The sequence below is a fragment of the Pseudolysinimonas sp. 10J20-29 genome (assembly GCF_055809595.1).
The window spans coordinates 1,888,001-1,912,940 of record NZ_CM147917.1; the positions used below are offsets into that span (position 1 = coordinate 1,888,001).

20 protein-coding genes are annotated in these 24,940 nt (G+C 71.4%); 8 read left to right on the forward strand and 12 right to left on the reverse strand.

The window, feature by feature from the left end:
• Position 1: 1 nt before the first annotated feature.
• From katG to AC0L6Y_RS09220, 3 genes are read right to left on the reverse strand one after another with little or no spacing between them, the layout of a single operon-like run.
• The gene (gene katG / locus AC0L6Y_RS09210) at positions 2 to 2,224 is read right to left on the reverse strand and encodes a catalase/peroxidase HPI (RefSeq protein ID WP_473551278.1); all 2,223 of its coding nucleotides are present in this window, start codon (positions 2,222 to 2,224) and stop codon (positions 2 to 4) included.
• The gene (locus AC0L6Y_RS09215) at positions 2,217 to 2,684 is read right to left on the reverse strand and encodes a Fur family transcriptional regulator (RefSeq protein ID WP_473551281.1); all 468 of its coding nucleotides are present in this window, start codon (positions 2,682 to 2,684) and stop codon (positions 2,217 to 2,219) included. The genes katG and AC0L6Y_RS09215 overlap by 8 nt, the downstream gene beginning before the upstream one ends.
• Positions 2,685 to 2,724: 40 nt before the next feature.
• Positions 2,725 to 3,720 carry a stage II sporulation protein M gene (locus AC0L6Y_RS09220; protein WP_473551285.1) on the reverse strand — a complete coding sequence of 332 codons (996 nt, stop codon included), beginning with the start codon at positions 3,718 to 3,720 and terminating at the stop codon, positions 2,725 to 2,727.
• Positions 3,721 to 3,751: 31 nt separating this feature from the next.
• Here AC0L6Y_RS09220 and AC0L6Y_RS09225 point away from each other — a divergent pair, with 31 nt between their 5' ends.
• Positions 3,752 to 4,612, forward strand: coding sequence for an RDD family protein (locus AC0L6Y_RS09225; RefSeq protein WP_473551289.1), 861 nt, complete (start codon positions 3,752 to 3,754; stop codon positions 4,610 to 4,612).
• 18 nt (positions 4,613 to 4,630) lie between these two features.
• Here AC0L6Y_RS09225 and ahcY read toward each other — a convergent pair whose 3' ends face one another.
• Complete coding sequence (gene ahcY, locus AC0L6Y_RS09230) at positions 4,631 to 6,112, reverse strand: adenosylhomocysteinase (protein WP_473551292.1); 1,482 nt, start codon at positions 6,110 to 6,112, stop codon at positions 4,631 to 4,633.
• A gap of 125 nt (positions 6,113 to 6,237) precedes the next feature.
• Here ahcY and AC0L6Y_RS09235 point away from each other — a divergent pair, with 125 nt between their 5' ends.
• Complete coding sequence (locus AC0L6Y_RS09235; RefSeq protein WP_473551294.1) at positions 6,238 to 7,983, forward strand: cell wall-binding repeat-containing protein; 1,746 nt, start codon at positions 6,238 to 6,240, stop codon at positions 7,981 to 7,983.
• A 10-nt stretch (positions 7,984 to 7,993) separates the two neighbouring features.
• On the opposite strand, the gene AC0L6Y_RS09240 is transcribed toward AC0L6Y_RS09235, so the two are convergent.
• A complete protein-coding gene (locus AC0L6Y_RS09240; protein WP_473551298.1) occupies positions 7,994 to 8,209 on the reverse strand; it encodes a DUF3499 family protein in 216 nt (71 codons plus the stop codon).
• Between the two features lie 42 nt (positions 8,210 to 8,251).
• Between AC0L6Y_RS09240 and AC0L6Y_RS09245 the strand changes: the two genes are divergently transcribed.
• Positions 8,252 to 8,695, forward strand: coding sequence for a metallopeptidase family protein (locus tag AC0L6Y_RS09245; RefSeq protein WP_473551302.1), 444 nt, complete (start codon positions 8,252 to 8,254; stop codon positions 8,693 to 8,695).
• Positions 8,696 to 8,735: 40 nt separating this feature from the next.
• Here AC0L6Y_RS09245 and AC0L6Y_RS09250 read toward each other — a convergent pair whose 3' ends face one another.
• The 4 genes from AC0L6Y_RS09250 to galE (AC0L6Y_RS09265) all read right to left on the reverse strand — a co-directional run bounded on the left by AC0L6Y_RS09250 (position 8,736) and on the right by galE (AC0L6Y_RS09265) (position 14,687).
• Positions 8,736 to 10,313, reverse strand: a complete 1,578-nt coding sequence (locus AC0L6Y_RS09250; protein ID WP_473551305.1) for a DUF5719 family protein — start codon at positions 10,311 to 10,313, stop codon at positions 8,736 to 8,738.
• Complete coding sequence (locus AC0L6Y_RS09255; protein ID WP_473551309.1) at positions 10,306 to 13,152, reverse strand: glycosyltransferase family 2 protein; 2,847 nt, start codon at positions 13,150 to 13,152, stop codon at positions 10,306 to 10,308. Before AC0L6Y_RS09255 ends, AC0L6Y_RS09250 begins: the two co-directional genes overlap by 8 nt.
• Positions 13,153 to 13,246: 94 nt before the next feature.
• Complete coding sequence (locus tag AC0L6Y_RS09260) at positions 13,247 to 13,576, reverse strand: WhiB family transcriptional regulator (RefSeq protein WP_473551313.1); 330 nt, start codon at positions 13,574 to 13,576, stop codon at positions 13,247 to 13,249.
• Positions 13,577 to 13,706: 130 nt separating this feature from the next.
• Positions 13,707 to 14,687, reverse strand: coding sequence for a UDP-glucose 4-epimerase GalE (gene galE, locus AC0L6Y_RS09265; RefSeq protein WP_473551316.1), 981 nt, complete (start codon positions 14,685 to 14,687; stop codon positions 13,707 to 13,709).
• 177 nt (positions 14,688 to 14,864) lie between these two features.
• Between galE (AC0L6Y_RS09265) and AC0L6Y_RS09270 the strand changes: the two genes are divergently transcribed.
• Positions 14,865 to 15,848 carry a GlxA family transcriptional regulator gene (locus tag AC0L6Y_RS09270; protein WP_473551318.1) on the forward strand — a complete coding sequence of 328 codons (984 nt, stop codon included), beginning with the start codon at positions 14,865 to 14,867 and terminating at the stop codon, positions 15,846 to 15,848.
• Positions 15,849 to 15,861: 13 nt separating this feature from the next.
• On the opposite strand, the gene manA is transcribed toward AC0L6Y_RS09270, so the two are convergent.
• Entirely contained in the window at positions 15,862 to 16,962 is a 1,101-nt protein-coding gene (gene manA, locus AC0L6Y_RS09275) for a mannose-6-phosphate isomerase, class I (RefSeq protein WP_473551321.1), read from the reverse strand.
• Positions 16,963 to 17,071: 109 nt separating this feature from the next.
• Between manA and AC0L6Y_RS09280 the strand changes: the two genes are divergently transcribed.
• From AC0L6Y_RS09280 to AC0L6Y_RS09295, 4 genes are all read left to right on the forward strand, one after another.
• Complete coding sequence (locus AC0L6Y_RS09280; protein ID WP_473551324.1) at positions 17,072 to 18,250, forward strand: acyl-CoA dehydrogenase family protein; 1,179 nt, start codon at positions 17,072 to 17,074, stop codon at positions 18,248 to 18,250.
• A gap of 82 nt (positions 18,251 to 18,332) precedes the next feature.
• The gene (locus tag AC0L6Y_RS09285) at positions 18,333 to 19,466 is read left to right on the forward strand and encodes a glycosyltransferase (protein WP_473551326.1); all 1,134 of its coding nucleotides are present in this window, start codon (positions 18,333 to 18,335) and stop codon (positions 19,464 to 19,466) included.
• 10 nt (positions 19,467 to 19,476) lie between these two features.
• Entirely contained in the window at positions 19,477 to 20,748 is a 1,272-nt protein-coding gene (locus tag AC0L6Y_RS09290) for an O-antigen ligase family protein (protein WP_473551329.1), read from the forward strand.
• Positions 20,745 to 22,043: an O-antigen ligase family protein gene (locus AC0L6Y_RS09295; RefSeq protein WP_473551332.1), complete on the forward strand. Its 1,299-nt coding sequence runs from the start codon at positions 20,745 to 20,747 to the stop codon at positions 22,041 to 22,043. Before AC0L6Y_RS09290 ends, AC0L6Y_RS09295 begins: the two co-directional genes overlap by 4 nt.
• A 46-nt stretch (positions 22,044 to 22,089) precedes the next feature.
• On the opposite strand, the gene galE (AC0L6Y_RS09300) is transcribed toward AC0L6Y_RS09295, so the two are convergent.
• Together galE (AC0L6Y_RS09300) and AC0L6Y_RS09305 are read right to left on the reverse strand one after the other, a co-directional pair.
• A complete protein-coding gene (galE, locus tag AC0L6Y_RS09300) occupies positions 22,090 to 23,049 on the reverse strand; it encodes a UDP-glucose 4-epimerase GalE (RefSeq protein WP_473551335.1) in 960 nt (319 codons plus the stop codon).
• Positions 23,050 to 23,068: 19 nt separating this feature from the next.
• Entirely contained in the window at positions 23,069 to 24,790 is a 1,722-nt protein-coding gene (locus tag AC0L6Y_RS09305) for a cell wall-binding repeat-containing protein (RefSeq protein ID WP_473551338.1), read from the reverse strand.
• Between the last annotated feature and the right edge of the window lie 150 nt (positions 24,791 to 24,940).

Genomic DNA, 24,940 nt, shown 5'->3' on the forward strand with positions numbered 1-24,940 from the left:
ATCAGACCAGGTCGAAGCGATCCAGCTCCATCACCTTGGTCCAGGCCGAGACGAAGTCGGCCACGAACTTGGCGGTCGCGTCGTCGCTCGCGTACACCTCGGCGAGCGCGCGCAGCTCCGAGTTCGAGCCGAACACCAGGTCGACGCGCGTGCCGCGACCGAGGACCTCCCCGGTGGCATCCGAGGTCGCCTCGAAGGCGTGCTTGCCCGGGTCCAGGGGCTTCCACGTCGTGCCGAGGTCCAGCAGCCGGACGAAGAAGTCGTTGCTGAGCACCCCCGGCCGCTCGGTGAGCACGCCGTAGGCGGAGCCGTCCCAGTTCGCCCCGAGCACGCGAAGACCGCCGACGAGCACGGTCATCTCCGGTGCGCTGAGGGTCAGCAGGTTCGCCTTGTCGACGAGCAGGTATTCGGCCTTCAGCGTGGCGTCGGGGCCGGTGTAGTTGCGGAAGCCGTCGGCGATCGGCTCCAGGTAGGCGAACGAGTCGATGTCGGTGTCCTCCTGGCTGGCATCGACGCGGCCCGCACGGAACGGCACCTCGATCGGGTGACCCGCGTCGGCGGCGGCCTTCTCGACCGCGGCGTTGCCGGCGAGCACGATAAGGTCCGCGATCGACACGTGGGCGCCGCCCTCGGCGTTGAACGCCGCCTGAATGCCCTCGAGGGTGTCGAGCACCTTCGCGAGCTGGGCCGGGTTGTTGACCGCCCAGTTCTTCTGCGGCTCGAGTCGGATGCGCGCGCCGTTCGCGCCGCCGCGCTTGTCGCCGCCGCGGAACGTCGAGGCCGCCGCCCAGGCGGTCGAGACCAGCTCGGAGACGCTCAGCCCGGAGGCGAGCACGCGCTGCTTGAGCGTTGCCGCGTCAGCGGCCGTGATGGGCTCCGCGACGGGGGCGGGAAGCGGGTCTTGCCAGCTGAAGCGCTCCGCCGGCACCTCGGCACCCAGGTAGCGGTCCACCGGGCCCATGTCGCGGTGGGTGAGCTTGAACCAGGCTCGGGCGAACGCGTCCGAGAAGGCGTCCTGGTCTTCAGCGAAGCGGCGGGAGATCTTCTCGTACTCGGGATCGAACCGCAGCGAAAGGTCGGTCGTGAGCATGCGCGGCTCACGCGTTCCCGCGGAGTGCGCGAGCGGCACGGTTCCGGAGCCTGCGCCGCCCTTCGGCCGCCACTGCTTCGCCCCCGCGGGGCTCTCCATGAGCTCCCACTCGTAGGCGAAGAGGATCTCGAAGAACTCGTTGTCCCAGCGCGTCGGGTGGTAGGTCCAGGTCACCTCGAGGCCCGAGGTGATGGTGTCGTCGCCGTGTCCGGTGCCATGGGAGTTCGCCCAGCCGAGGCCCTGGCTCTCCATGTCTGCCGCTTCCGGGTCGGCTCCGACGTGCTCGTCGGAGGCGGCGCCGTGCGTCTTGCCGAAGGTGTGACCGCCGGCGATCAGCGCGACCGTCTCCTCGTCGTTCATGCCCATCCGCGCGAAGGTGTGGCGGATGTCGTGCGCGGCTGCGATGGGGTCCGGAACCCCTTCCGGGCCTTCCGGGTTGACGTAGATGAGGCCCATGTGGGTCGCTGCGAGCGGGCGCTCGAGCTCACGGTCGCGACCGAAGCGCTTGTCGCTGCCGAGCCATGCCGTCTCCGCGCCCCAGTACACGTCGTCATCCGGCTCCCACACGTCGGGTCGGCCGCCGCCGAACCCGACGGTCTTCAGCCCCATGTTCTCCAGCGCGACGTTGCCGGCGAGAATCATCAGGTCGCCCCAGGAGATGCTCTGGCCGTACTTCTTCTTGACGGGCCAGAGCAGACGGCGCGCCTTGTCGAGGCTGACGTTGTCGGGCCAGCTGTTGAGGGGCGCGAACCGCTGCTGTCCGGTGCCGCCTCCACCGCGGCCATCGACCGCGCGGTAGGTGCCTGCGCTGTGCCAGGCCATGCGGATCATGAGCGGTCCGTAGTTGCCGAAGTCGGCAGGCCACCACGGCTGCGAGGTCGTGAGGGCGGCATCGATGTCGGCCTTGACGGCGTCGAGGTCGAGGCTGGCGAACGCGGCCCGGTAGTCGAAGTCGCCGCCGAGCGGGTTTCCGACCTCCGGGTTCTTGGCCAGGATCCGAAGGTTCAGACGCTCCGGCCACCAGGTGGCATTGGCGGATCCCCGGGTCGGGTGCGGCTGCTCACCGTGGACGACCGGGCAGCCCTCCGCCGGCTCTTCCTCGCCGGTGACGATCGGGGCTTCGGTATCAGACATGGTTTCTCCTCGGTGATTCGATGGGGTCAGGGGTGTGAACTCCGCGCGCGCGGCAGTCGGGGCACAGGCCCCAGAAGACGACCTCGGCAAGGTCGATCTCGAAGCCGCCCGCGTCGGAAGGGGTCAGGCACGGAGCATGGCCGGCGACGCAGGCGACGTCGCTGATGGCGGAGCAGCCTCGGCACACGACGTGGTGATGGTTGTCACCGACCCGTGTCTCGTAGAGCGCCGCTGAGTCCGCGGGTTCGATTCGTCGGAGAACCGCGTGCTCGGTGAGATCACGCAGGACGTTGTGAACCGATTGCACGGACAGCACAAGCCCGGCCGAGGTCGCGAACCGCCGAATCGTGTCGGCGTCGGAGTGCGGGTGAGCCTCTACGGCGGCCAGCACGGCGAGTCGCGGCTCGGTCACGCGCAGCCCGGCCGAGCGAAGCCGGTCGGGGTGCTCGGTGCGTGCCATGCCGCGAGCCTATCGTGAATGACTCAAAACAACGAATCGTTCAGGCGCTGACGATCTCGCGGGATCCGGACTCGAACTCGGTGAGATCGCCCGTCTCCCCCGCGCGCACGGCACGACGACCGACGCCCCACTGGTAGCCGACGACGGCGAGCAGGGCGACCGTGCCGATGCCGATCTTGATCGCCCAGGGCCAGTCCTGGCGCGTGACGTAGCCCTCGATGACGCCCGAGATGAGCAGGGCCAGCGCGGTCCCCACGACGATCGTGAAGAAGGCGCGGCCGTCCTCGGCGAGCGCCTGCGCGCGGGTGCGACCGCCGGGGGCGACCCACGACCAGAAGATCAGCAGCCCCGCGGCAGCCGCGAGGAAGATCGCGTACAGCTCGAGCTGACCGTGCGGGGCGATGTAGAGGAAGAAGTGGTCCAGCCGGTCGTAGTGGTCCATGATCGCGGCGGTGATGCCGAGGCCCTGCGCGTTGCTGAAGATCACGTAGGGCACCCAGACGCCGACGATTCCGAACATGATGCACTGGGCCGCGATCCACGCGTTGTTCGTCCAGACCTGCCCGGCGAAGGCCGCCTCGGAGTTGTTCGAGTAGTAGGCGACGAACTCCTGCTCGGCGTAGCGCCGCAGCGTCGCCTCGGGGCCGAGCGAGGCGAACACGGCGGGATCGTTCGCCACCCAGACGGCGTAGGCCGCCGCGATCGCGACGGTCGCGACCGCGACCGCGAGGGTCGCCCAGCGGATCCGGTAGAGCGCCGCGGGCAGCTGCAGTGCGAAGAAGCGGGTCACCTGCTCCAGCGGGTTGCTCGGGGCCCCGGTGAACCGCAGCCGCGCGCTGGACAGCGCCAACGACAGCCGCGTCGCGGGGACGGATTCGCCCACCGTCGTCTTCATCGCCGACAGCTGCGTCGCCCCGGACTGGTAGAGCTCGATCAGCTCATCCGCCTCGGCCCCGTCGAGGTGCCGCTGCTTGGCCACCTGGGCAAGCCGGTCCCAGTCCGCACGGTGGGCGGCAGAGTAGGCGTCGAGGTCCATCTGCTGTCAGGATAACCACATGGAACGTGCGGTGACACCGACTCACCTTGGTTCCGACGAGTCCGTCGATGACGTTGACCGCCGCGAGCTGCTGACCGGCGAGGCGGTGGGCCTCGACCTGCGACCGGCCGGCTTCGCCCTGCGGGCGGCGGGCGCCATCATCGACTTCGTCGCGCTCGTGCTGCTCTATGTCGCGCTGTGGCTCGGCCTGGCCTTCCTCGCCGCGGAATCCGGAGCTGAGGAGGCCGTGTTCACGATCATCGCGATCGCCTCGCTCGTGCTCTGCATCGTCATCATCCCGGTGCTCGTCGAGACCCTCAGCCGAGGCAAGTCACTCGGCAAGCTCGCCGTCGGCGCCCGAATCGTGCGCGACGACGGCGGCGCGATCGGGTTCCGCCACGCCGCCATCCGCGCTCTCGTCGGCGTGCTCGAGATCTACATGACCTTCGGCGGGCTCGCCGCCATCGTCGGGCTCATGAGCGAGCGCAGCAAGCGGCTCGGCGACCTGCTCGCTGGCACCTACGCCCAGTACGAGCGGGTCGACCGCGCCGAGGCTCCGGTGTTCGGGGTGCCGGCGGAGCTCGCCGCGTGGGCGAGCACGGCCGACGTCGCGCGACTGCCGGACGCGCTCTCGCGGCGCATCGCGCAGTTCCTCGCGCACGCGGGCAAGTTCACGCCGGAACGGCGGACCGCCGTCGCCCAGGGCCTCGCCGCCGAAGCAGCCGTGTACGTCTCGCCGATTCCGCACGTCGACCCGGAGCTGCTGCTCGCCGGGATCACCGTCGTGCGGCGCGAGCGCGAGAGCGCTGCCCTCGCGCTCGAGGCCGAGCGCCTGCACCGCCTCGACGCCGCGCTGCGGGACCGCCCGCACGGCTTCCCCGAGCGCGGCTGAGTCTCGCCGCCGCGCCGCCTAGTAGCGGTAGTGGTCGACCTTGTACGGACCCTCGACCTCGACGCCGATGTAGGCGGCCTGCGAGGGGGTGAGGCGAGTCAGCTCGACGCCCAGGGCATCCAGGTGAAGCCGGGCCACCTTCTCGTCCAGGTGCTTCGGCAGCACGTACACGCCCACCGGGTACTCCTCGCCGCGCGTGTAGAGCTCGATCTGCGCCAGCACCTGGTTGGTGAACGAGTTCGACATCACGAACGACGGGTGGCCAGTGGCGTTGCCGAGGTTCATCAGTCGGCCCTCGCTCAGCACGAGGATGCTGCGACCGTGCGGCAGTCGCCACTCGTCGACCTGCGGCTTGATCTGGATGCGCTCCGCGCCCGGCAGCGACTCCAGACCGGCCATGTCGATCTCGTTGTCGAAGTGGCCGACGTTCGCGACGATCGCCTGGTGCTTGAGCCCCAGCAGGTGGTCGAGGGTCACGACGTCCTTGTTGCCGGTCGCGGTCACCAGGATGTCGATCTGATCGATCACGCTCTCCAGGCGCGCCACCTGGAAGCCGTCCATCGCCGCCTGAAGGGCGTTGATCGGGTCGATCTCGCTGACGATGACGCGCGCACCCTGGCCGCGCAGCGCCTCGGCGCTGCCCTTGCCGACGTCACCGTAGCCGGCGACGAAGGCGACCTTGCCGCCCATCAGCACATCGGTGGCGCGGTTCAGGCCGTCGGGCAGCGAGTGCCGGATCCCGTACTTGTTGTCGAACTTCGACTTGGTGACCGAGTCGTTGACGTTGATCGCGGGGAAGAGCAGCCCGCCCTCGCGGTGCAGCTCGTAGAGGCGGTGCACGCCCGTGGTGGTCTCCTCGGTGACGCCCTGGATCTCGTCCGCGACGCGCGTCCACCGACCCGGCTCCGCCTCGATCGTCTGGCGCACCGTCTCCAGGAACACGCGCCACTCGGCGCTCGCGTCGGCCTCCGGCTGCGGAACCGAGCCGGCGAGCTCGAACTCGCGCCCCTTGAGCACGAGCATCGTGGCGTCGCCGCCGTCGTCGAGGATCATGTTCGGGCCGACGAAGTCCTCGCCCGCGGCGGCGGCCTCGGCGCTCCAGTCGAAGATCTGCGTGGTCGCCCACCAGTACTCCTCCAGGCTCTCGCCCTTCCAAGCGAACACCGGGATTCCCGCGGGCGCCTCGGCGGTGCCCGTCGGGCCGACCGCGACCGCGGCGGCGGCCTCGTCCTGCGTGGAGAAGATGTTGCAGCTCGCCCAGCGCACCTGCGCGCCGAGCGCCACGAGCGTCTCGATCAGCACGGCGGTCTGCACGGTCATGTGCAGCGAGCCGGCGATGCGCGCCCCGGCGAGCGGCGCGCTCGCGGCGAACTCCTCGCGCAGGGCCATGAGGCCGGGCATCTCGTTCTCGGCGAGACGGAGCTGGTGACGTCCTGCCTCAGCGAGGCCGAGATCGGCGACCTTGTACGGCGAACGGGTGGAGGCAGCGGGCGTTGTCATGCTCCTATTCTCGCAAGGATCTGCGCCGTGTTACCTGATCACGTCCGCGGCGTTGCTCGGCGACACCCGATCCACTAACTTGAGCAATGCGCGACAAATCGCGGCAATTCTCAGGACGGGATTCCATGCGATCCACACAGTTCACGGTGCGTCGGCATCTCATCGGCACCGCAATCGCCGCGCTCGTCGCGACCACGGCACTGTCGCCGGCGGTCCCCGCCGCTGCGGCCACGACGATGGTGACGATCTCCGGCACCGTGTACTTCGAGCAGCCCGACGGAACACCGGGGCCGATGGCTGGCGGCGTCACGATCTCGGCGCAGGAAGCCCACACCTCGGAACGGCGCTACACCACCAAGCCGGACAGTTCCGGGCAGTTCAGTCTCACCGTTCCGGCGGGCGAGTGGCGGCTCCGCGCGCTCCTCGGAACGCCCATCACATCGCTCGACACCTACCGCACCTGGTGGTACGGCGATTCCCCCGACAGCCTCGACGCCGCCGTCATCGTCGCGACGACCGACACCAGCCATCGCGACATCACGATCCCGCTGGGCTCGTCGCTGGCGGGGACGGTCACGGTGCCGTTCACCGCGCCGTCCGGACACTACGTCCGTGCCACCGCGTATCGCGTCGAGGATGGCCTCGCGGTCGAGGCCTACACGCACACCGTGACCGCAAGCAGCACGGGCAGCGTCTTCACCGTCCGAGCCCTCCCTGCTGGCGACTACGTGCTCCGCTTCGCCGACTCGAAGGCGACCGACCCCGCCTTCCAAGACCAGTTCTGGCCGGAGGGCAGCTTCGGGGCCGACGCCGAGTTGATCGAGGTTCCCCCGCGGAGCGCTCAGACCGGGTTCGACGCGGAACTCGACCCGTTCGAGGCGCTCTATGTCGGCCGCGTCGCCGGGGCGGATCGCATCGCCACCGCGATCGAACTCTCGCGCTGGGCATACGACAGCGCGGACACCGTCTTCATCACCAACGCGTACAACTACCCCGACGGCCTCTCGGCGGCGCCCGTCGCCGGCGACCTGGCCGCTCCGGTGCTGCTCTCGTCCCCCACCTCGCTTCCCTCGTCGGTCAAGTCCGAGATTCGACGGCTCGGAGCATCCCAGATCGTCATCGTGGGCGGGCCTCCCGCGATCAGCAGATCGGTGGAGTCCTCGCTGCGTGCGATTTCGGGCGTGGACAGCGTCACCCGCGTGTCAGGCGCGGACCGGTACGCGACCTCGCGGGCCATCGCACGCTACGGCTTCCCCGACGGCGCCGATGTCGCATTCATCGCCACCGGCCGAAACTACCCCGACGCTCTCGCGGCGGGCCCCGCGGCAGCGCACGTCGGAGGACCCGTCATCCTTGTCGACGGAGACGCGAAGAGCATCGACTCGGCGACGCGTGCGCTCCTGAAGGAGTTGGGCGTTCGCAAGGTCTACATCGCGGGCGGACGCCCGGCGGTCACGTACCAGCTCGAACAGAGCCTGTGGTCGATCTCGGAGATGCGAGAGGTCATCCGCCTCGAAGGTGACAACCGAGAGGAGACCGCCGCGATCATCAACGAGCGCATCTTCCCGTTCGCCGACTTCGCGTTCCTCAGCTCGTCACAGAAGTTCCCGGATGCGCTCGCTGCCTCGGCGATCGGCGCGGCGTTCGATATGCCTGTCTACCTCGCGTCGAAGGAGTGCGTGCGCGCCGATGCGATCGACACCTGGCGCTCGGCCGGCGGTCTCGTCATGATCTCGACAGGGAGCAAGGCCGTCCTCAGCAGCGCCGCCGCGAACCTCACGACGTGCAGCTCCCGGTCGTCCGCAGAGCTCGACTTCGGCGCCGTTCACGATGCGTCGACGCTCGAAACGGAGGTCAGACCCGAGCCGTAGCGCCCGCTCCTCAGGCGACCGTGTTGCGCGAGATCGAGTGCCGCACGACCTGCCAGCCCTGCGGGGCCGAGAGCCGCTCCGCGTGGCGCGCGCACAGGTCGTAGCTGTGCGGTTCGTGCCGACCGGCGAGCGGACCGAGCACCGCCATCGCGTCCGCGTAGTCATAGGTGAGCGTCGCCACGGCGTCCTCGCCGCAGGCGACCTTGCTGCACGGCCGACTCGTCACGAGTGCCAGGCTACCCCTCGATCCGCGTCGTACACTGGCGACATGCCCCGCCCGGTCTCCCGCTCCCTCGACTCGGTCGCCCGCGGTCGAGGCCGCGACCGGCACGGGCGCGGGCTGCGCTCCGCGGTGACCGGCCCCCATCTTCCGCTGCTGCGGTCGCGGGTCGGATTCTTCGACAACTGCGTCTCATCGTCGCTGGAATACGTGCGCGACCTGTGGCCGAACGAGCTGGCGAACGTGACGGTGCACATCGCCAACGCGCCGACCGGACCGCTCGCCGCCTCCGGTGTGGATCGCTGGCATGTTGATCGGCGGGCGCGCGCGATCGTGCTCTACCGCATCCCGATCGAACGGCTGACGCGGCTGCACCGCGACGACGACTGGCACCGGCGCTCGCTCATCGAGAGCTGCGTGTTCCGGGCCGTCGCCGAACTGCTCGGCAAGGACCCCTGGGACATCGCGCCGGAGCGCTACCGGCACTTCTGAGCCGCGTGGAGTCGTCCGCCCCGGCTGCGCGCGCGCCTCGCTACGGGTAGACGGTGATCGGGTCGGCGAGCGGGCGCGACCCGAGGAGCACCCCGGAGGCGAGCTCGCCCGCCTCGGCGTAGCTGAGCGAGGCCCGCAGCCCGGCGGCACCGCTCACCCGGAGGGTGGCGCCGGCGGTCACGGCCGACGAGATCGCCGACCCCGCCGGCACGACGAAGTCGGCGGTCACGCCCCCGACGGTCGCGACGGCGAAGCTCACAGCGGCGTCCGTCGGGTTCACGAGCGTGATCATCGGCTGCGGCGCGTTCGCGACCGCGACGAGGAGGTCGGCGGGCAGCGCGGGCGCCGCGGCGAACCAGGCGAAGTCGCTCGCGGGCGCCGCCACGAAGGGATCGAGCGCCGCGTCATCATCCGAACCCGTGTCGACGGCCGTCGTCGCCCGCGCCGCGGCCACCACGGGGACCTCGGCGTCGACGTAGACGGTGTAGATGCCGTCCGGCAGGGCCGACAGCGCTTCGGCATCGATCCCGGCGCCGAGATCGACCTCGGCGACGCGCTGCGGCTCGAGTTCGAGCGCGAAGGTCGACACCACCTCGGCCGCGGCGCCGTCGATCGGCTCCGCCACGACCCGCACGGTGACCGAGCCCTCCTCGTCGCCCGGGATCAGGAGCCGGATCGCCGCACTCGCGTCGCCCCAGTCCTCGCGCGCGCTGGCCCGGCTGACGCCCAGCGAGTCCTCGATGCGCACACCGGGGATCACGAGCGAGGTGCCCGGCTCGTCCGTCGAGCCGATGATCTCGACGCCGCCGTCGTCCAGACCGCGCACGATCGACTGCTGGAGGGCTGCCGTGATCCGCCCGCCGCGCGCCTCGACCTCGACCACGGGCGAGGCGACGCCGGGCGCGAACCCGGCGAGCGAGACGACGCGCTGCGCCCCCGCCGGGACGGAGATCCCGCTGAGCCCGGGCGCGGTGAGCGCGCCGGTCTCGCCCCACAGCCGGAGCGTCACCTCGGCGTCCACGTCGCTCGGGTTGCTCAGCACGAGGGCGGTGCTGCGCCCCAGGCTCAGCGAGCCGCCGACCAGCCAGGTCGAGCCGCTCGGCTCGACGCACGGCGAGGCCGCGAGTCCGGAGAAGGCGGAGACGGCGGACGTCTGCGCGGTGGCGCCGGCGAGCAGCACGCCGTCGCCCGCGGGCGCCGAGACGACGATCGGCGCGGCGTCCAGACCGTTCAGATCGACCCCCGGGTCCGCGAGCACGGTCTCGTTGGCGGAGGCGCCGCTCGCCGCCGCGACCAGCTCCGCGCTCGACACCGCGACCGCCGTCTCTGCGTTGCCGCCGGTCTCATCGCCGAAGCGCACGAGCCCGCCCGAGCACACGCGCAGCTGATCGGCCGGCTCCGGGGTCACCACGATTCCGGCAGAGGTCGCGCCGATGTCCGGCACCGAGACGAGCCCGACGGCCGCGACCGTCGCCGCCGCGACGGCGAGAGCGACGGTCCCCGCGGCGACGCGTCCGCCGACGCGGACGGCGCGGCCGACGGCTCCGGGCCCATGCCGCGTGTCGGAACCCGGCGTCGGCTCCGGCTGCGGCGTGTCGGACTGCGTCGGCTCAGGCATTGTCGTCCTCCGCGAACGTGTCGGCGGGATCCTCGCCGGGGAGCGCGGCGGGGCTCACCACGCGACGGCGCGGACCCGTCGGCAGGGCCAGCAGCACCGTGATCAGGAGGATGCCCGCCTGCAGCGCCAGCGTGCCCCGCGCGATAACGCCGACGCCCTCCGACTCCGACGTCGTGGCTCGCGGAACCTCGGTGCGCCACAGCGCACCCGACGTCGTCTCGCCGATCGCCACGAGCCGTGAGTTCGCGTCGAGGGCCTCCGTGACGCGCTGGGCGGTGGCGGTCGCGTCCGCGTCGACGGTCGGCAGCAGCACGTACCCGATGCCGAACTCCTCGAGCGCGGCGGTGGGGTCGAAGCCTCCGAACGAGGCCAGGTTGCCGGCCAGCTCCGCCAGCAGGAGCTCCTCCTCGGTGCGCGCCGTCGCGTCGCTCGCCAGGTCGGTGGCGTCGAGCGTCGAGATGGCATCCAGCGTCGTGCCGGCGCCGCGTTCGATGCGGACGGCGATCGACCCGTCGGCCTGGGCCTCGATCACGAGCGTGCCGAGGCTCGGATCCCCCGCCGCCTCCGCGGCGACGAGCGCGGGCAGGGTGCGCTCCCCCGCGGTCACCACCGGCGAATCGTCGAGGGCCACCGCGACGACGGCGGGCGCGACCCCGACGACCGCGAGGGCGATCAGCACGCTGGTCGCCACGACCGAGATCGGTCGGAGCGCGTCGATCGCCAGCACCGCCGCGGCGACGATCCCGAACCAGTAGAGGCTGAGTCCCGAGCCGGGCCACGGCGTCATCGCCTCGGCGCCGGCGGTCGCGACGGTCAGGTGGGCCGCGGCGACGGCGGTGGCCAGCCCGATGACGGCGATCGCGAGCGCGGGAATCGCGCGGCGCGCGCCCGGCAGGACGACCGAGAGAAGGGCGAGCAGTCCGAGCGGCACCAGCAGCAGCGCCGGCAGAGCGAGGCTCGCGGCGGCGGCGAGCGACCCATCCGCGCCGACGAGGCCGAGCGCGGCTCCCCAGGCGTCGAGACCGGCGGCGGGATGCCCGAGCAGCAGCTCCCAGCCGCTCGGCTGCGCGAACGCCGTCGGCACTCCCGGGTCGGCGAAGATCCCGAACGGCGTGCCGCGCGTGATCTGCACCACGGCGAGGGGCGCGAGCATCGCCAGGCCCAGCACGGGGATGCCGACCAGACGCAGCACGGAGCGCGGGCGGAGCGCGATGGCGAGCAGCACCAGCAGCAGCAGCGCCGGGGCGAGGGACGGCGCACAGGCCGCGACGGCCGCGAACAGCAGCGCGGCCCCGGCGGCGGCGCTCCACGAGCGCACCGCCTCGATGCCGGCGAAGATCAGCCACGGGATCAGCACGTGGGCGAGCAGCGCGCCGGGCCGTCCGTCGGCGAGCGCGAAGATGAGCGGGGGCGCGAGCCCCCACAGCACGGCGGCGACGAGCGGCGGTGCGACCCGCTCGCTGACGCGCGTCGCGCACCACCACGCCCCGAGTGCGGCGAGCGGCATCGCCGCGAACCACAGGGCGACGAGCGAGAGCGACGGATCCCACCAGATGAGCGAGCCGAGCACGCCGAGCATGACCGTGAAGGGATCGGCGGGAGCCCAGCCGAGCACGGTGTCGGCGGATCGCCCCACGACGTTCGACCAGAGGAGCTCGACGGTCGCGCTCAGGGGGCGCAGCGCTCCGCCGGTGAGCGCCGCGGCGCCGACGAGACGCCACAGCATCGCCGTCCCGAGCACGGCGAACACCACCAGCAGCGCCACCCCGCCGCCCGCCACGAAGCCGGAGCGCACGATCTCGAGCGACTGCCCGCGCGCCTCGCGCTCGCGCTCGCGGGAGGCCGCACGGCGTTCGCGCAGCTCGCTCCACGACATGCGCAGCGGGGCGATCGCGGCCCAGCCGACCCGGCGACCGCGGCGTAGCCGGATGCGGGCGCCCGGCACCGTGCCGTCGAAGGCGGCACGCAGCGCGGCGCCGATCTCGCCGAACACCGCGCCGGGTCGTTTGGCCAGCAGCTGGCCGAGGGCGCGCACGAGCGCCGTCGGCACCAGGGCGAGCCACAGCCACGGCAGAGCCCAGCCCGGAGCCCAGACCAGCCGGCGATGCAGCTGCGCGACACGGGCCAGCCGGCGACGCGTCGAAGCGGAGGCCGGCGTGCGCCGTGCCGCATCCTCCGGTCGCACGGCGCGCGCCACGCGTGCTCCCGCGACGCGGATGACGCGATGGCCGGCGAGACGGACGCGAACGCAGAAGTCGAGTCCCGCATCCACCTGGGGCAGCCCCGGATCGAAGCCGCCGACCTCGTCGAAGACCGCACGGCGCACCAACATGCCCGCGGTCTGGACGGCCAGGACGTCGGGGCCGCGGTCGTACTGCGCCTGATCGAGCTCATCCTCGACGAGCGGGACGGTCGCACCCCACGGGGACACCGTCTCGCCGAACGAGCGCAGCATGCCGGCATCGTCGGGGTCGACGAGCTTGGGCCCGGCGACGGCGACCGAGGGCGCGATCTCGACGGCGGCCAGCATGCGCTCGAGCGCGTCGGGTGCGGGGATGCTGTCGTCGGCGAGAAGCCACAGCCACTCGTCGCGCGATTCGACCGGCCCGAGGGCGCGCAGCGCCGGGGCCAGCACATCGCCCATGCCGGTGCCGCGCGCCGAGACCTGGCGGGCGGGGGCGGCGGCCGCGAGCGATTCGGTGAGATGCGGGTCGACCGCCGCATCCACCGTGATGAGGGCGTCGACCCGTCGGGTCTGGGCGCTGATCGCCGCGAGCGCGCGGTCGAGGCCGCGATCGTCGCGGCGGACGACCAGGATCGCGGTGACTCGGGGTTGCATCGAGTGAAGGCTAAGCGGGCGCGCGCCGCGCGGACCGGACGACACGCACGGCCCGGCGATCACTCAGCGCGCGGGCCCCGGATCCCGGGATGGATCAGGCGGTGCGGCTGCGGCGAAGGCGACGGCGCTCGCGCTCGGAGAGGCCGCCCCAGATGCCGAAGCGCTCGTCGTTGGCGAGGGCGTACTCGAGGCACTCGGCCTTCACCTCGCAGGTGGTGCAGATCTTCTTCGCGTCACGGGTCGAGCCGCCCTTCTCCGGGAAGAAGGCCTCAGGATCGGTCTGGGCGCAGAGCGCGTCGCTCTGCCAGGAGAGGGCGTTCTCGTCGTCGTCGGCAGCGATCGGTCGCAGGCCCGGCACCCCCAGGCGCACCGGATCGACAAACCAGTCATTGGGGACATTGGGGCGATACTCGTTCGCGGCCATGTCACCCTCCTCTCGCGACGCCCCCCCATGGTTGCTCCCGTTCGGGCGCTGCGTCGTTGGTGATAATTACACCGTTGTGATTAGCCCACGTCAAGTCGCGCATCATATTTAGTCGCGCGGGTTTTGCCCGTTACGACGCGCCGGGCGTGTCGGCTGCGGTCAGCCGAGCGCGCCACGCGCTCTCCACCATCTCCTCCAGGGAGTGCCGCATGCGCCACCCGAGGTCCCGCGCGGCGAGGTCGCCGGCGGCCACGATCCGTGCGGGATCGCCCGCCCGACGCGGACCGATCTCGGGCTCGAATGCCATTCCGGTCACCCGCGCGACGGCGGTCATGATCTCCCGGACCGAGACGCCGTCCCCGCTGCCGAGGTTGTACGCGGTCTCGATCGGCTCACCCGTCTCGAGACGCCGGGCGGCGGCCACGTGGGCCAGCGCCAGGTCGGCGACGTGGATGTAGTCGCGCACGTTCGTGCCGTCGGGGGTCGGATAGTCGTCGCCGTTGATCCGAGGCGTGCGCCCGTCGACGAGTGCGTCGAACACCAGCGGGAAGAGGTTGTGCGGGCTCGTGTCGTAGACCGTCGGATCGCCCGAGCCGACGACGTTGAAGTAGCGGAGGCTGGTGTGGCGCAGACCGTTCGAGATCTCGAGATCGCGCAGCATCCACTCGCCGATGAGCTTCGACTCGCCATACGGCGACTCGGGAGCCTTGGCGGTGTCCTCGGTGACGAGGTCGACGTCGGGTGTGCCGTACACGGCGGCGCTGGACGAGAAGACGACCCGCTCGACGCCGCGATCGACGGCGGCGGCAAGCAGCCGGGCGAATCCGGTCACGTTCTGCTCGTAGGTGTGCAGGGGCCGCTGCACGGACACCCCGGCGTACTTGAACCCGGCGAGATGGATGATGCCGGTCACCTCGTGGCCGTCGAGGGCGCGCTCGACGAGCCCGCCGTCGAGGATGCTGCCGCGCACGAACGGCGTGCCCGCGGGGACGAAGCTCTCGCGACCGCTGGACAGGTCGTCGAGCACCACGCACGCCATGTCGGCGTCGAGGAGCGCGCGTGCGACGTGCGCGCCGATGTAGCCGGCGCCGCCGGTGACAAGCCAGGTCATGCCTTCAGGCTATCGGGGCGTCCGCGTGGGAATCGGACGGTAGCCGTCGCGGGCGACCACGACCAGCGTGGCGATCGTCGCAGCGAACGCCGCGCCGCCGAGCAGGGAGAGGAGAATGAGTGCCATGGCAGAAAATCTATGAATTGCGAGAAAGTGCCGCGAGTGGCAGGATTGCCAGTGTTCATCGATTTTCCGCCAGGAGGCGTCGTGCTGCAGAAGGTCGTCCTGCTCGCCATCCCCGGCGTCGCGCCGTTCGAGTTCGGCGTCATCTGCGAAGTGTTCGGCATCGACCGCAGCGACAGCGGTGCCCCGGCGTTCCGATTCACGATCGCCACCGCCGACCCCGGGCCCGTCCGCACGAGCCTCGGATTCGACATGGTGGTCACCGACGACCTCTCGGCCGCCGCCGACGCCGACTTGGTCGCGGTCACCGCGCAGGCGATCGGGCCGATCGATGAGCGCTACCTGGACGTGATCCGCGCCGCCGAGGCGCGCGGCGCCTGGGTGCTGAGCGTGTGCAGCGGCGCCTTCGTGCTCGCCCAGGCGGGCATCCTCGACGGGCGCCGCTCGACGACGCACTGGATGTACTCGGATCGCCTGGAGCGCGAGTTCCCGGCGACGACCGTCGACGCCGACGTGCTCTTCGTCGACGACCGCAAGGTCGTCACGGGAGCGGGAACCGCGGCCGGCATCGACGCCGCGCTGCACGTGGTGCGCGTCGAGCACGGCGCGGCCGCCACCAACGTGATCGCGCGCCGCATGGTCGTGCCCCCGCAGCGCGACGGCGGGCAGGCCCAGTACATTCCGACCCCCGTCGCCGAGGTCACGGACGACTCGCTCGCGGGCGTCCTCGAGTGGATGCTCGGCCACCTCGACGAGGATCTGACAATCGACCAGCTCGCGCGACGTGCCCTGATGTCGACGCGGACCTTCGCGCGCCGATTCCGGGCCGAGGTGGGCGAGACGCCCGCCGCCTGGGTCAACGCGCAGCGCATTCTGCGCGCCCGCGAACTGCTCGAGCACAGCGGCGAGGGGCTCGAGCAGATCGCCCAGAAGGTCGGCTTCGGCACGGCGGCCGTGATGCGGCACCACTTTCTGAAGACCCTTCAGACGACGCCGACCGCCTACCGCCGAGCCTTCGGCGAGCGCGCCTCCGCGTGAGCCGCGATCGCCGTCAGGAGGCGACGATGAGCGTGCCGCTGCCGGTGGCGGTCAGCCCCGGCTCGCCCTCCAGGTAGGCGCTCGCGCCCGCGGCGAGCGTGCGGTCGCCCAGCCGGACCTCGCCGTCGAGGGCGAGGACGATCGCCGGACCCGCCAGCGGCAGCGCCACGCCGCGCTGGAGCGCGGTCGCATCGACGACCGTGAGCCGGAAGTCGGGCACGTCCGGCCGGAACACGCGCACCCCCGGCTCCGGCTCCTCGGGGTCGAGGTAGGGCGCCGGCAGCGGCCGGAAGTCGAGCACGCTGAGCAGCTCGGGGACGTCAATGTGCTTGGGCGTGAGGCCGCCGCGCAGCACGTTGTCGCTCGCGGCCATCAGCTCGATGCCGAGGCCCTCGAGGTAGGCGTGGATGTTGCCGGCAGGCAGGTAGAGCACCTCGCCCCGCTTCAGCACGACGGTGTGCAGCAGCAGCGAGATCACGATTCCCGGATCGCCCGGGTAGTGCTCGGCGAGACTCCGCACGGTGTGCCAGGACGGCCCCTCGCAGACGGCGGACGCCTCGACGACGGCGGCGATCAGGTCGTCGACCCCCTCCCCGCGCGAGATCAGCCACTGGAACACCTCGCGCAGCGCGGCGTCGTCGCCGATCCGTTCGATCAGCGGCGCGATCCGGGCGTCGTCGGCGACGGGCGCGAGCACGGATCGCGTCTCGGCGACGGTGCGGAAGCCGCTCAGCGCGCGGAACTCGGGCGAGAGCGCGAAGATCAGCTCGGGCTTGTGGTGCACGTCCTTGTAGTTGCGGAACGGCGCGTCCGCGGGCACCCCCGCGGCGTTCTCGCGCTCGAAACCGGCGCGCGCCTGCTCCGGCGTCGGATGCGCCTGCAGCGACAGCGGCGCGCCCGCCGCGAGCACCTTCAGCAGGAACGGCAGCGGCGAGTCGACCGCCTCAGCGAGCGTGCGGTCCTCCCCCACGATGCGCGCCGGAGACCCGGGATGGGTTCCGAGCCACAGCTCGGCCTCGGGCCCCCCGCTCGGCTCGCGCCCCAGAAGCTCCGCGATCGCGGTGCGCGAGCCCCAGGCGTAGTCGCGCGGGGTGTTGGTGATTTCGACGAACACAAGGTCTCCTCGGGCGGGTGGCGTTGCACCAAAGTACCAACCCCTTTGGGTGCCTCGGGTCGCGCGCGTAGGCTCCCGGTGTTCGACGACGACACCGGCGGAGGCCACCATGACATTCAGTCCCCTCGTGAGCGACTTCTACGGATTCGAGGACCAGCTCAGCGCGCCGGAGAAGGAGGCGCTCGCCGGCCTGCGCCGCTGGCTCGAGGCCGACGTCGCCCCGATCGTCGACGAGCACTGGGAGCGCGCCGAGTTCCCGCGTCACCTCCTTCCCGCCTTCCACACCCAGCCGGTGTTCGGCATGCAGTGGGACGAGACCAAGAGCTTCGACAACTCGGCGCTGTATCGCGGGTGGACGGCGCTCGAGATGTCGCGGGTGGATGCCTCGATCTCGACCTACGTCGGCGTCCAGAACGGCCTGGCGATGGGCTCGATCGGCGTCGCCGGAAGCGCCGAGCAGCGGGCCGAGTGGCTTCCCCGGCTCGCCCGCGGCGAGGTGATCGGCGCGTTCGGGCTCACCGAGCCGCTCTCCGGCTCCGACTCGGCGCGCGGGCTCCGCACCACGGCCACGCGCGAGGGCGACGAGTGGGTGCTGAACGGCGCCAAGCGCTGGATCGGCAACGCCACGTTCAGCGACATCACCGTGATCTGGGCGAAGGACACCGCCGACGGGCAGGTCAAGGGGTTCCTCGTGCCGACCTCGACGCCCGGCTACGTCGCCACCAAGATCGAGAACAAGATCGCGCTGCGCATGGTGCAGAACGCCGACATCACCCTCACCGACGTGCGCGTGCCGGAGGAGCTGCGCCTGCAGAACGCCAACTCCTTCCGCGACACCGCGGCCGTGCTGCGGCTCACGCGCGCCGAGGTCGCGTGGGCTGCCGTCGGGGTGTCGGTCGGCGCCTTCGAGGCGGCGCTGCGCTACTCCACCGAGCGCGAGCAGTTCGGCAAGCCGATCGCGCAGCACCAGCTCATCCAGCAGCACCTCGCCAACATGATGGGCAACATCACCGCCTCGATCGCGATGTGCACGCGGGTGTCGATCATGCAGGACGAGGGCACCCAGAAGGATGAGCACGCGGCCCTGGCGAAGGCCTACGCCACGAGCCGGATGCGCGAGACCGTCGCCTGGGCGCGCGAGTCGATGGGCGGCAACGGCATCGTGCTCGACTACGGCGCCGCGCGCCACTTCGCCGATGCCGAGGCGCTCTACAGCTACGAGGGCACCAAGGAGATGAACTCGCTCATCGTCGGGCGCGCGCTCACCGGAGCCGCCGCCTTCGTGTAGTCGGGGCCGCTCGCCTGGCGGGCGCTGAGGACATGTCGCATACTGGGGCCGACGCTGTCGACGACCCGGAAGACCCTCTCGCGTGACGAGCCCTGCCCACAGCGAAGCCCCCGAAGCCGAGTCGAGCGCGCCGCGAACGCTCGTGACCTTTCCCGAGTGGCGGGGCAATCCGTACCAGCGAATGCTGAGCGCCGAGGCGCGCGACCGGGGCTGGCAGAACCGCGGAACGCGCTTCTGCGAGGCCTTCCTGGACGAGATCCGGGCCGCCTCGCCCACGACCGTGCTCCACGTGCACTCGACGGCTCCGATCACCGAAGGCGGCGCCGACGACGCCGACGCGCTGCACCGTGCCGAGCTCGTCGCCGCCGAGCTTCGGCAGGCGCGTGAGCGCGGCGCCCACGTGGTGTGGACGGTCCACAATGAGCACCCGCACGACGCGCGGTTTGTCGACGCCGCCCGGCGACTCCAGCGCGAACTCTGCGAGCTCGCCTCGGTCGTGCACGTCCTCGGTCGTCCCGACGTCGTCGAGGCGCTGACCGGCGTAACGCCGCGCGCCGTCGCACGGATCCCGCACTCGAGCTACCTCGGCGTCTACGGCCCGCGCCGTCGGCGGTCCGCGGCGCGGCGCGCACTCGGCGCGAAGCCATTCCGCGACGCGGTGCTGTTCTTCGGGCGGATCCGCCCCTACAAGGGCGTCGAACTGCTCCTCTCGGCGATGGAGCGGGCGCGCACCGAGGGCTATCGCGGCCAGCGCCTGCTCGCCGGGAAGCCGAGCCGCGAGGTCGACCTCGACGGGATCCTCGGCCGCCTCGAGGGCGCCGCCTTCCCGCACACGGTGGTGCCTGCCTCGATCCCCGACGAGGAGGTCGCCACCTGGTTCTCGGCCGCCGACGTCATGGTGGTCCCGTACCGGCGCGTCCTCAACTCCGGCTCGGTCGAGCTGGCGGCCACCTACGGGGTGCCGTGCATCCTTCCTCGACTGCCGCACCTCGTCGACGCGTTCGCGAACGAGGCCTGGGTGCGGTTCTACGACATCGACGATGCGGATGCGAGCATCTCCGAACTGCTGCGCAGCGGCTTCCACCGATCGCGGCACGCCCGCCGGAGCGCTCGGGATCACGCGCGCCGCTGCACGCCGCAGATGATGTCGTCGGACTTCGCCGATCTGCTCGACGGGATGGTCGCCCGCGACACGGCGGGGGACGCACCCCGATAACCTGAGCACCATGGAACAGGCGAGCAGCTACCACCGCATCCTCGCCACCTTGGGCTTCTTCACTCTCGCCGCCGGCGACTTCTGGCGCAACCTGCTGTCGTGGTGGGGCTGGGGGGCGATCGTCGCCCTGATCCTGATCGCCGTGGTGGTCGAACTGGTCCGGCTGCGCCTCCGGCTGCGCGACCTGCCGGCGACGCTGCTCGTCTTCGTCGCCCTCGCCACCGTCTCGATCGCCTGGTCGGCGTACCCGTCGGCGAGCGCCGCGGGGGTCGCCGCACTGCTGGCCACGGCCGCGTTCGGGGTCTTCGTCGCGACCGCGCTTCCGCGACGGGATGCGCTGGCGGCGCTCGGGACGGCGCTGCGCTGGGTGCTCGGGCTCTCGCTCGTGTTCGAGGTCGTCGTCGCGACCGTCATCCGCGAGCGCGTGCTGCCGTTCTGGGTGGACTGGTCCGGACTGGAGAAGATCCCGGCGGCGTTCTACTGGTCGCGCAACGCACTCCTGGAGGGCGATCGCATCCAGGGCATCGTCGGCAACGCCAACCTGCTGGCGATGATCGCGCTTCTCGCGGTGGTGGTGTTCGCCGTGCAGCTGGCAGCCCGGGAGGCCTCCCCCGCGTGGCTCGTGCTGTGGGGTCTCGTCGCGCTCGGCACGCTGGCGCTCACCCGGTCGACGACGGTCATCCTCGCCGGCGTGGCCGTGGCCGCCGTCGCGGTCTTCGTGCTGCTCGTGCGCCGCAGCCACGGCACGGCGCGCCGCATCCTGGTCGTCTCCGGCGTCGCGCTCGCCGCGCTCGGCACCGCGGCCGCCGTCGTGTTCCGGGCGCCGCTGCTCGAGCTGCTCGGCCGGAGCCCGGACCTCACCAACCGTCTCGGCATCTGGGAGTCCGTCACGCAGCTGGCGCTGGAGCGCCCCGTCGCCGGCTGGGGATGGGTCGGCTACTGGGCCCCGTGGGCCGAGCCGCTGAACGACCTGGTCGTCATCCGCGGCGTCACCTATCTCCAGGCGCACAACGCCTGGGTCGACGTGTTCCTGCAGCTCGGCGTGCTCGGGCTCGTCGCGTTCCTCGGGCTCGTCGCCTGGACGACGCTGCGGGCCTGGCTCACCGCGATCGACGCGGAGGTGCCCGCACCCGTCGCGCTGGCGCCGCTGCTGCTGATGGTGGCGCTGCTGCTGCAGAGCCTCGCCGAGAGCCGACTGCTGACGGAGCTCGGCTGGGCGCTGCTCGTGGTGGTCGCGCTCGGCACCTCGAGCCTGACGCGAGTGCGGGTGGACGCCCGGTGACGCCCCCGCGGTGGCCCGTACGGCTCGCGCCGACGCTGATCGCCTTCGCCGCGTCGCCGCGGGTCACCGCCGCGCTGACGACCGCCGCGATCGGGGTCGCCGCCTCGACGTTCCTCGTGCGTCGCCTGATCGGCTGGCCGGGGCTGGTCGCGATCCTCGTGACGCTCGGTCTGCTCATGGCCGCCTCCTTCGCCGCGCGCCGCCGCGAGATCGCGTGGCGCGGCGTGCTCCCGCTGTCGCTGCTCGGCTTCCTCGGCTGGGCGGTGCTGTCGCTGATCTGGAGCGAGTACCAGTGGGCGACCCTCGGCGGGCTGGCATATCTGGGCGCCTTCACGCTCCTGGCCCTGTACATCGCACTCTCGCGCGACACCATCCAGATCGTGCGCGCCACCGGCGACGTGCTGCGCGTCATGCTCGCCGCCTCGCTCATCCTGGAGGTGTTCTCCGGCATCCTCATCGACGCCCCCATCAGGTTCCTCGCGATCGACGGCCGCATCGCCGAGCTGGGGCCGATCACCGGGATCGCCTCCACCCGCAATCAGCTCGGGCTGCTCGCGATCATCGGCGCGGTGACGTTCGTCATCGAGTGGCGCACCCGATCGGTGACGCCGCTGGTCGGGGGCCTGTCGAGCGCCGCCGCACTGCTCACGATGGGGCTCACGGCGTCGCCGATCATCTACGTCGCGGCGGCGATCGTGCTGCTCGCCGCCGCCGCCGTGTATCTCGTGCGCCGCGTGCGTCCGGAGCGACGCCCCGCCTGGCAGCTCTCCGTGCTCGGCGCCGGCGCGGTGCTCGCGGTCGTCGCGTGGCTGTCGCGCTCCTGGGTCGTCGATCTGCTCTACGCGAGCGGCGAGATCAACTATCGCCTCACCGTGTGGCGTCAGGTCTCGGCGCTGTCGAACATCAACCCGCTCGAGGGCTGGGGCTGGATCGGGCGCTGGGATCGCGAACTCGTCCCGTTCATCGCCATCACCACGCCGACGGCGCACGACCCGCTGTCGGCCTCCAACGCGTTCGTCGACGTCTGGTTCCAACTGGGACTCGTGGGCCTGGCGCTGTTCACCGGACTCGTCGGGCTCGCCGCCGCGCGATCCTGGCTGCTGGCCGGTCGCCGCCGCAGCGTCGTCTACGCGTGGCCCGCCACGGTGCTGGTCGCGCTGATCGTGCTCTCGGCCGCCGAGAGCACCGTCCTGGTCGACTTCGGCTGGCTGATCTTCGTCGTCTGCTGCATGAAGGCCTCGCAGGAGCTCAGCTGGCGCACGGCGCTCAGCTCGGCTCCCACCGCTCAGCCCTGACCACGCAGGCCTGACCCCTCAGGCCTGACCCCGCGGGCCTGACCCCTCAGGCCTGACGCGCCGCCCAGGCGGAGCCGACGATGTCGTCGACGCCCCAGCGCGCGGTCCAGCCGAGCTCGTCGCGGATGCGCGACGGATCGGCCACCACGATCGCCGGATCGCCGGGACGGCGATCGCGCACCTCCGCCTCCAGCGTCGATCCGCTCACGCGCAGCATCGCGTCGACCATCTCGCGGACGCTGGCGCCGCGCCCCGTGCCGACGTTGTACACCGGCGAGGTCGGCGCCTCGCCGACCAGCGCATCGAGCACGACGAGGTGGGCCCCGGCGAGGTCGGCGACATGGATGTAGTCACGGACGCAGGTGCCGTCCGAGGTGTCGTAGTCGTCGCCGAAGATCAGCGGCGGCTGCCCCGCGTCGAGGCGATCGAACACCATCGGCACGAGGTTGTACGCGCCGACATCGGCGAGGTCGGGACTGGCCGCCCCGGCGACGTTGAAATAGCGCAGGCTCACGGCGCGCGCACCCGTGCGCTCCGCGAACTCGGCGACGCGGCGCTCGCCCTCGAGCTTCGTCTCGCCGTAGGGGTTGGCCGGCCGCGTCTCGTCGTCTTCGCGCACCGGCCGCGCGGCAGAGGCGTAGACGGCGGCGGTCGACGAGAACACCAGGCGCGACACGCGCGCCCGCTCGGCGGCGGCGAGGAGGTGAGTCAGGCCTCCGACGTTCTGCGCGCGATACCAGTCGGGCCGCTCGACCGACTCGTCGACGCGCTTGCGCGCGGCGAAGTGGATGATCGCCTCGACCCGGTGCTCGACGAGGAACTCGAACACGGCGTCCGTCGCCGTCTCGTCGGCGAGGTCGCACGCCAGCTGCGGCCAGTCGGCGACGCGGTCGCGCACGCCGGAGACGAAGTCGTCGACGATGACCGGCTGGTCGCCGCGCTCCGCGAGAAGGCGAACGACGTGCGCCCCGATGTAGCCGGATCCCCCGGTGACGAGAACGCGCACGACGCCGAGACTAACCGACTCAGCAGGGCTTGAAGCTGTACGCCGAGGAGGTGAGAACCTTCTTGCTGCCGACGAACACGAGCTGCTCGACGCCCGCGGACGTGAGGTGCGCGACCGACGACGAGGTCAGGCAGGAGCCCGGCGACAGGTGCAGCGCGGCGCCCTGCGCGCCAGCCACGGCCGCCGCCGAGAGCGCATCCGGGAAGTTGACGCCATACGCCAGATACGAGGCGGTCGCCTCGGGGAAGGCGTACTCGTTGATCAGCGTGGCCGTGTCGTAGCGGTCGTCGCCGCCGAGCCGGATCAGCTCCGTGACCGAGGTGCCGGACTTGAGCGAGGTCAGATAGCTGCTCTTGATGACGCTCTTGCTTCCCGCGGCGACCACGCGCGTGGCCCCCAGGTCGGCGATGAGGCTTCGGGTGGCCGAATCCGCGGAGCTCGCCAACGACGGCACCAGGATGACCGGGGCGCCCAGCATGCCGGCCGCGGCGCTCGCCGCCAGGGCATCCGGGAAGTTGTTGCCGATGGCGATGAAGACCTCATCGGCGCCGTCCGGGAACGCGGCGCGCGCGATCGCCCGCGCGGTGGCGTAGCGATCATCGCCCGAGAGCCGGGTCACGGGTGCGATCGCATTCAGTTTCGATGCGACCGAGGACGAGACCGCGGGCGTTCCGCCGACGACGTAGATGATGTCCGGCGCGAGTCGCTCGATCTCGGCGCGAGTCACCGAGGGAAGCGACGACTTCTCGGTCAGCAGCAGCGGAGCGCCGGCGATCGCCGCCGCGGGGCCGGCCGCGAGGCCGTCCGGGAAGTTCTCGCCGCTCGCGACGAAGACGACGGAGACCGACTCCGGGTCGGGATAGGCGCTCTGCGAGACCGCAACCGAGGTCTCGTAGCGGTCGTCGCCGTAGACGCGCGACGCGGTCACGTCCGACGAGAGCTGCCCGGTGGGGCTGCCGAACCAGTCCGTGTAGATCCGCCAGAAGTTGCGGTTGCCGTACGAGGAGCACGAGTTGCCGGTGCCGTAGAGGTTGTCGAGCGCCGCGGAGTTCGGGGTGTACGGCGTGTAGTTGTAGAGCGCGGCCGTGGCCTCGTTGCGGATGGTGACCGTCTTCGAGCCGCAGCTGGCCGAGGGGTGGTAGCGCACCGCCTGCGTGCCGACCTCGTGCCCATCGGATCCGCGGTACTCGCCCGAGGCGTTGGGGTTGTGGATGCGGTAGTAGCCGAAGGCGCGACCGGCCCAGTAGATCTGGTTGTCGATGCCGTAATAGGCGGTGTCGCACGGGGCGGTGTCGGGGCAGCCGTAGCCCATCGCGATCTTCAGCTGAACGGAGGTGGGAGCGCGCGAGGAGACGAGCCCCTGCTCCTTCTCGAGCGTCACGAGCAGCACGCGCGCGCTGATCCCGCACAGCGACTGGATCCGGTACAGGATCGTCGAGACGCGTTCGTTGTCGGCCCCCGAGTAGGCCTTGCACGCCCAGCTCGACGACTTGTCGCTCGTGTCGACGCGCAGGATGTCGAGGCACGAGGAGTTGCTGCAGGTGCCCGACTTGGCTTCCAGGAACGACTGGATCTGCGATTCGGTCATCGCGTCGTCGTCGAAGAACAGATCGTCGCTGATGATGTAGCCGGCGTCGAACTCGCTCGCGACGGCGGCCTCGGCTTCGGTGACGCCCGGGCCGATGACGGTCAGCAGCGTGCCCAGCAGCGCGGCCGAGGCGGCGCCGGCGACGGCTTTCACCGGAGAGAAACGGGATCGAGACGACGAGCGATAACGCAGCATGTCGCCCCCTCCCCAGGTTCCGGAACTGCCGAAACAACAATAACCCCACGTGTCACATTTCCAACAGGCGCCTTTTCGGGGTACACCGGCGTGTCGATAGAGTTGTGC

Excerpts from the sequence above, each read along its gene's own strand:
- katG (WP_473551278.1), bottom strand. The coding sequence starts at position 2,224 with ATGTCTGATACCGAAGCCCCGATCGTCACCGGCGAGGAAGAGCCGGCG.
- AC0L6Y_RS09215 (WP_473551281.1), bottom strand. The coding sequence starts at position 2,684 with ATGGCACGCACCGAGCACCCCGACCGGCTTCGCTCGGCCGGGCTGCGC.
- AC0L6Y_RS09220 (WP_473551285.1), bottom strand. The coding sequence starts at position 3,720 with ATGGACCTCGACGCCTACTCTGCCGCCCACCGTGCGGACTGGGACCGG.
- ahcY (WP_473551292.1), bottom strand. The coding sequence starts at position 6,112 with ATGACAACGCCCGCTGCCTCCACCCGTTCGCCGTACAAGGTCGCCGAT.
- AC0L6Y_RS09235 (WP_473551294.1), top strand. The coding sequence starts at position 6,238 with ATGCGATCCACACAGTTCACGGTGCGTCGGCATCTCATCGGCACCGCA.
- AC0L6Y_RS09245 (WP_473551302.1), top strand. The coding sequence starts at position 8,252 with ATGCCCCGCCCGGTCTCCCGCTCCCTCGACTCGGTCGCCCGCGGTCGA.
- AC0L6Y_RS09250 (WP_473551305.1), bottom strand. The coding sequence starts at position 10,313 with ATGCCTGAGCCGACGCAGTCCGACACGCCGCAGCCGGAGCCGACGCCG.
- AC0L6Y_RS09255 (WP_473551309.1), bottom strand. The coding sequence starts at position 13,152 with ATGCAACCCCGAGTCACCGCGATCCTGGTCGTCCGCCGCGACGATCGC.
- AC0L6Y_RS09260 (WP_473551313.1), bottom strand. The coding sequence starts at position 13,576 with ATGGCCGCGAACGAGTATCGCCCCAATGTCCCCAATGACTGGTTTGTC.
- galE (WP_473551316.1), bottom strand. The coding sequence starts at position 14,687 with ATGACCTGGCTTGTCACCGGCGGCGCCGGCTACATCGGCGCGCACGTC.
- AC0L6Y_RS09280 (WP_473551324.1), top strand. The coding sequence starts at position 17,072 with ATGACATTCAGTCCCCTCGTGAGCGACTTCTACGGATTCGAGGACCAG.
- AC0L6Y_RS09290 (WP_473551329.1), top strand. The coding sequence starts at position 19,477 with ATGGAACAGGCGAGCAGCTACCACCGCATCCTCGCCACCTTGGGCTTC.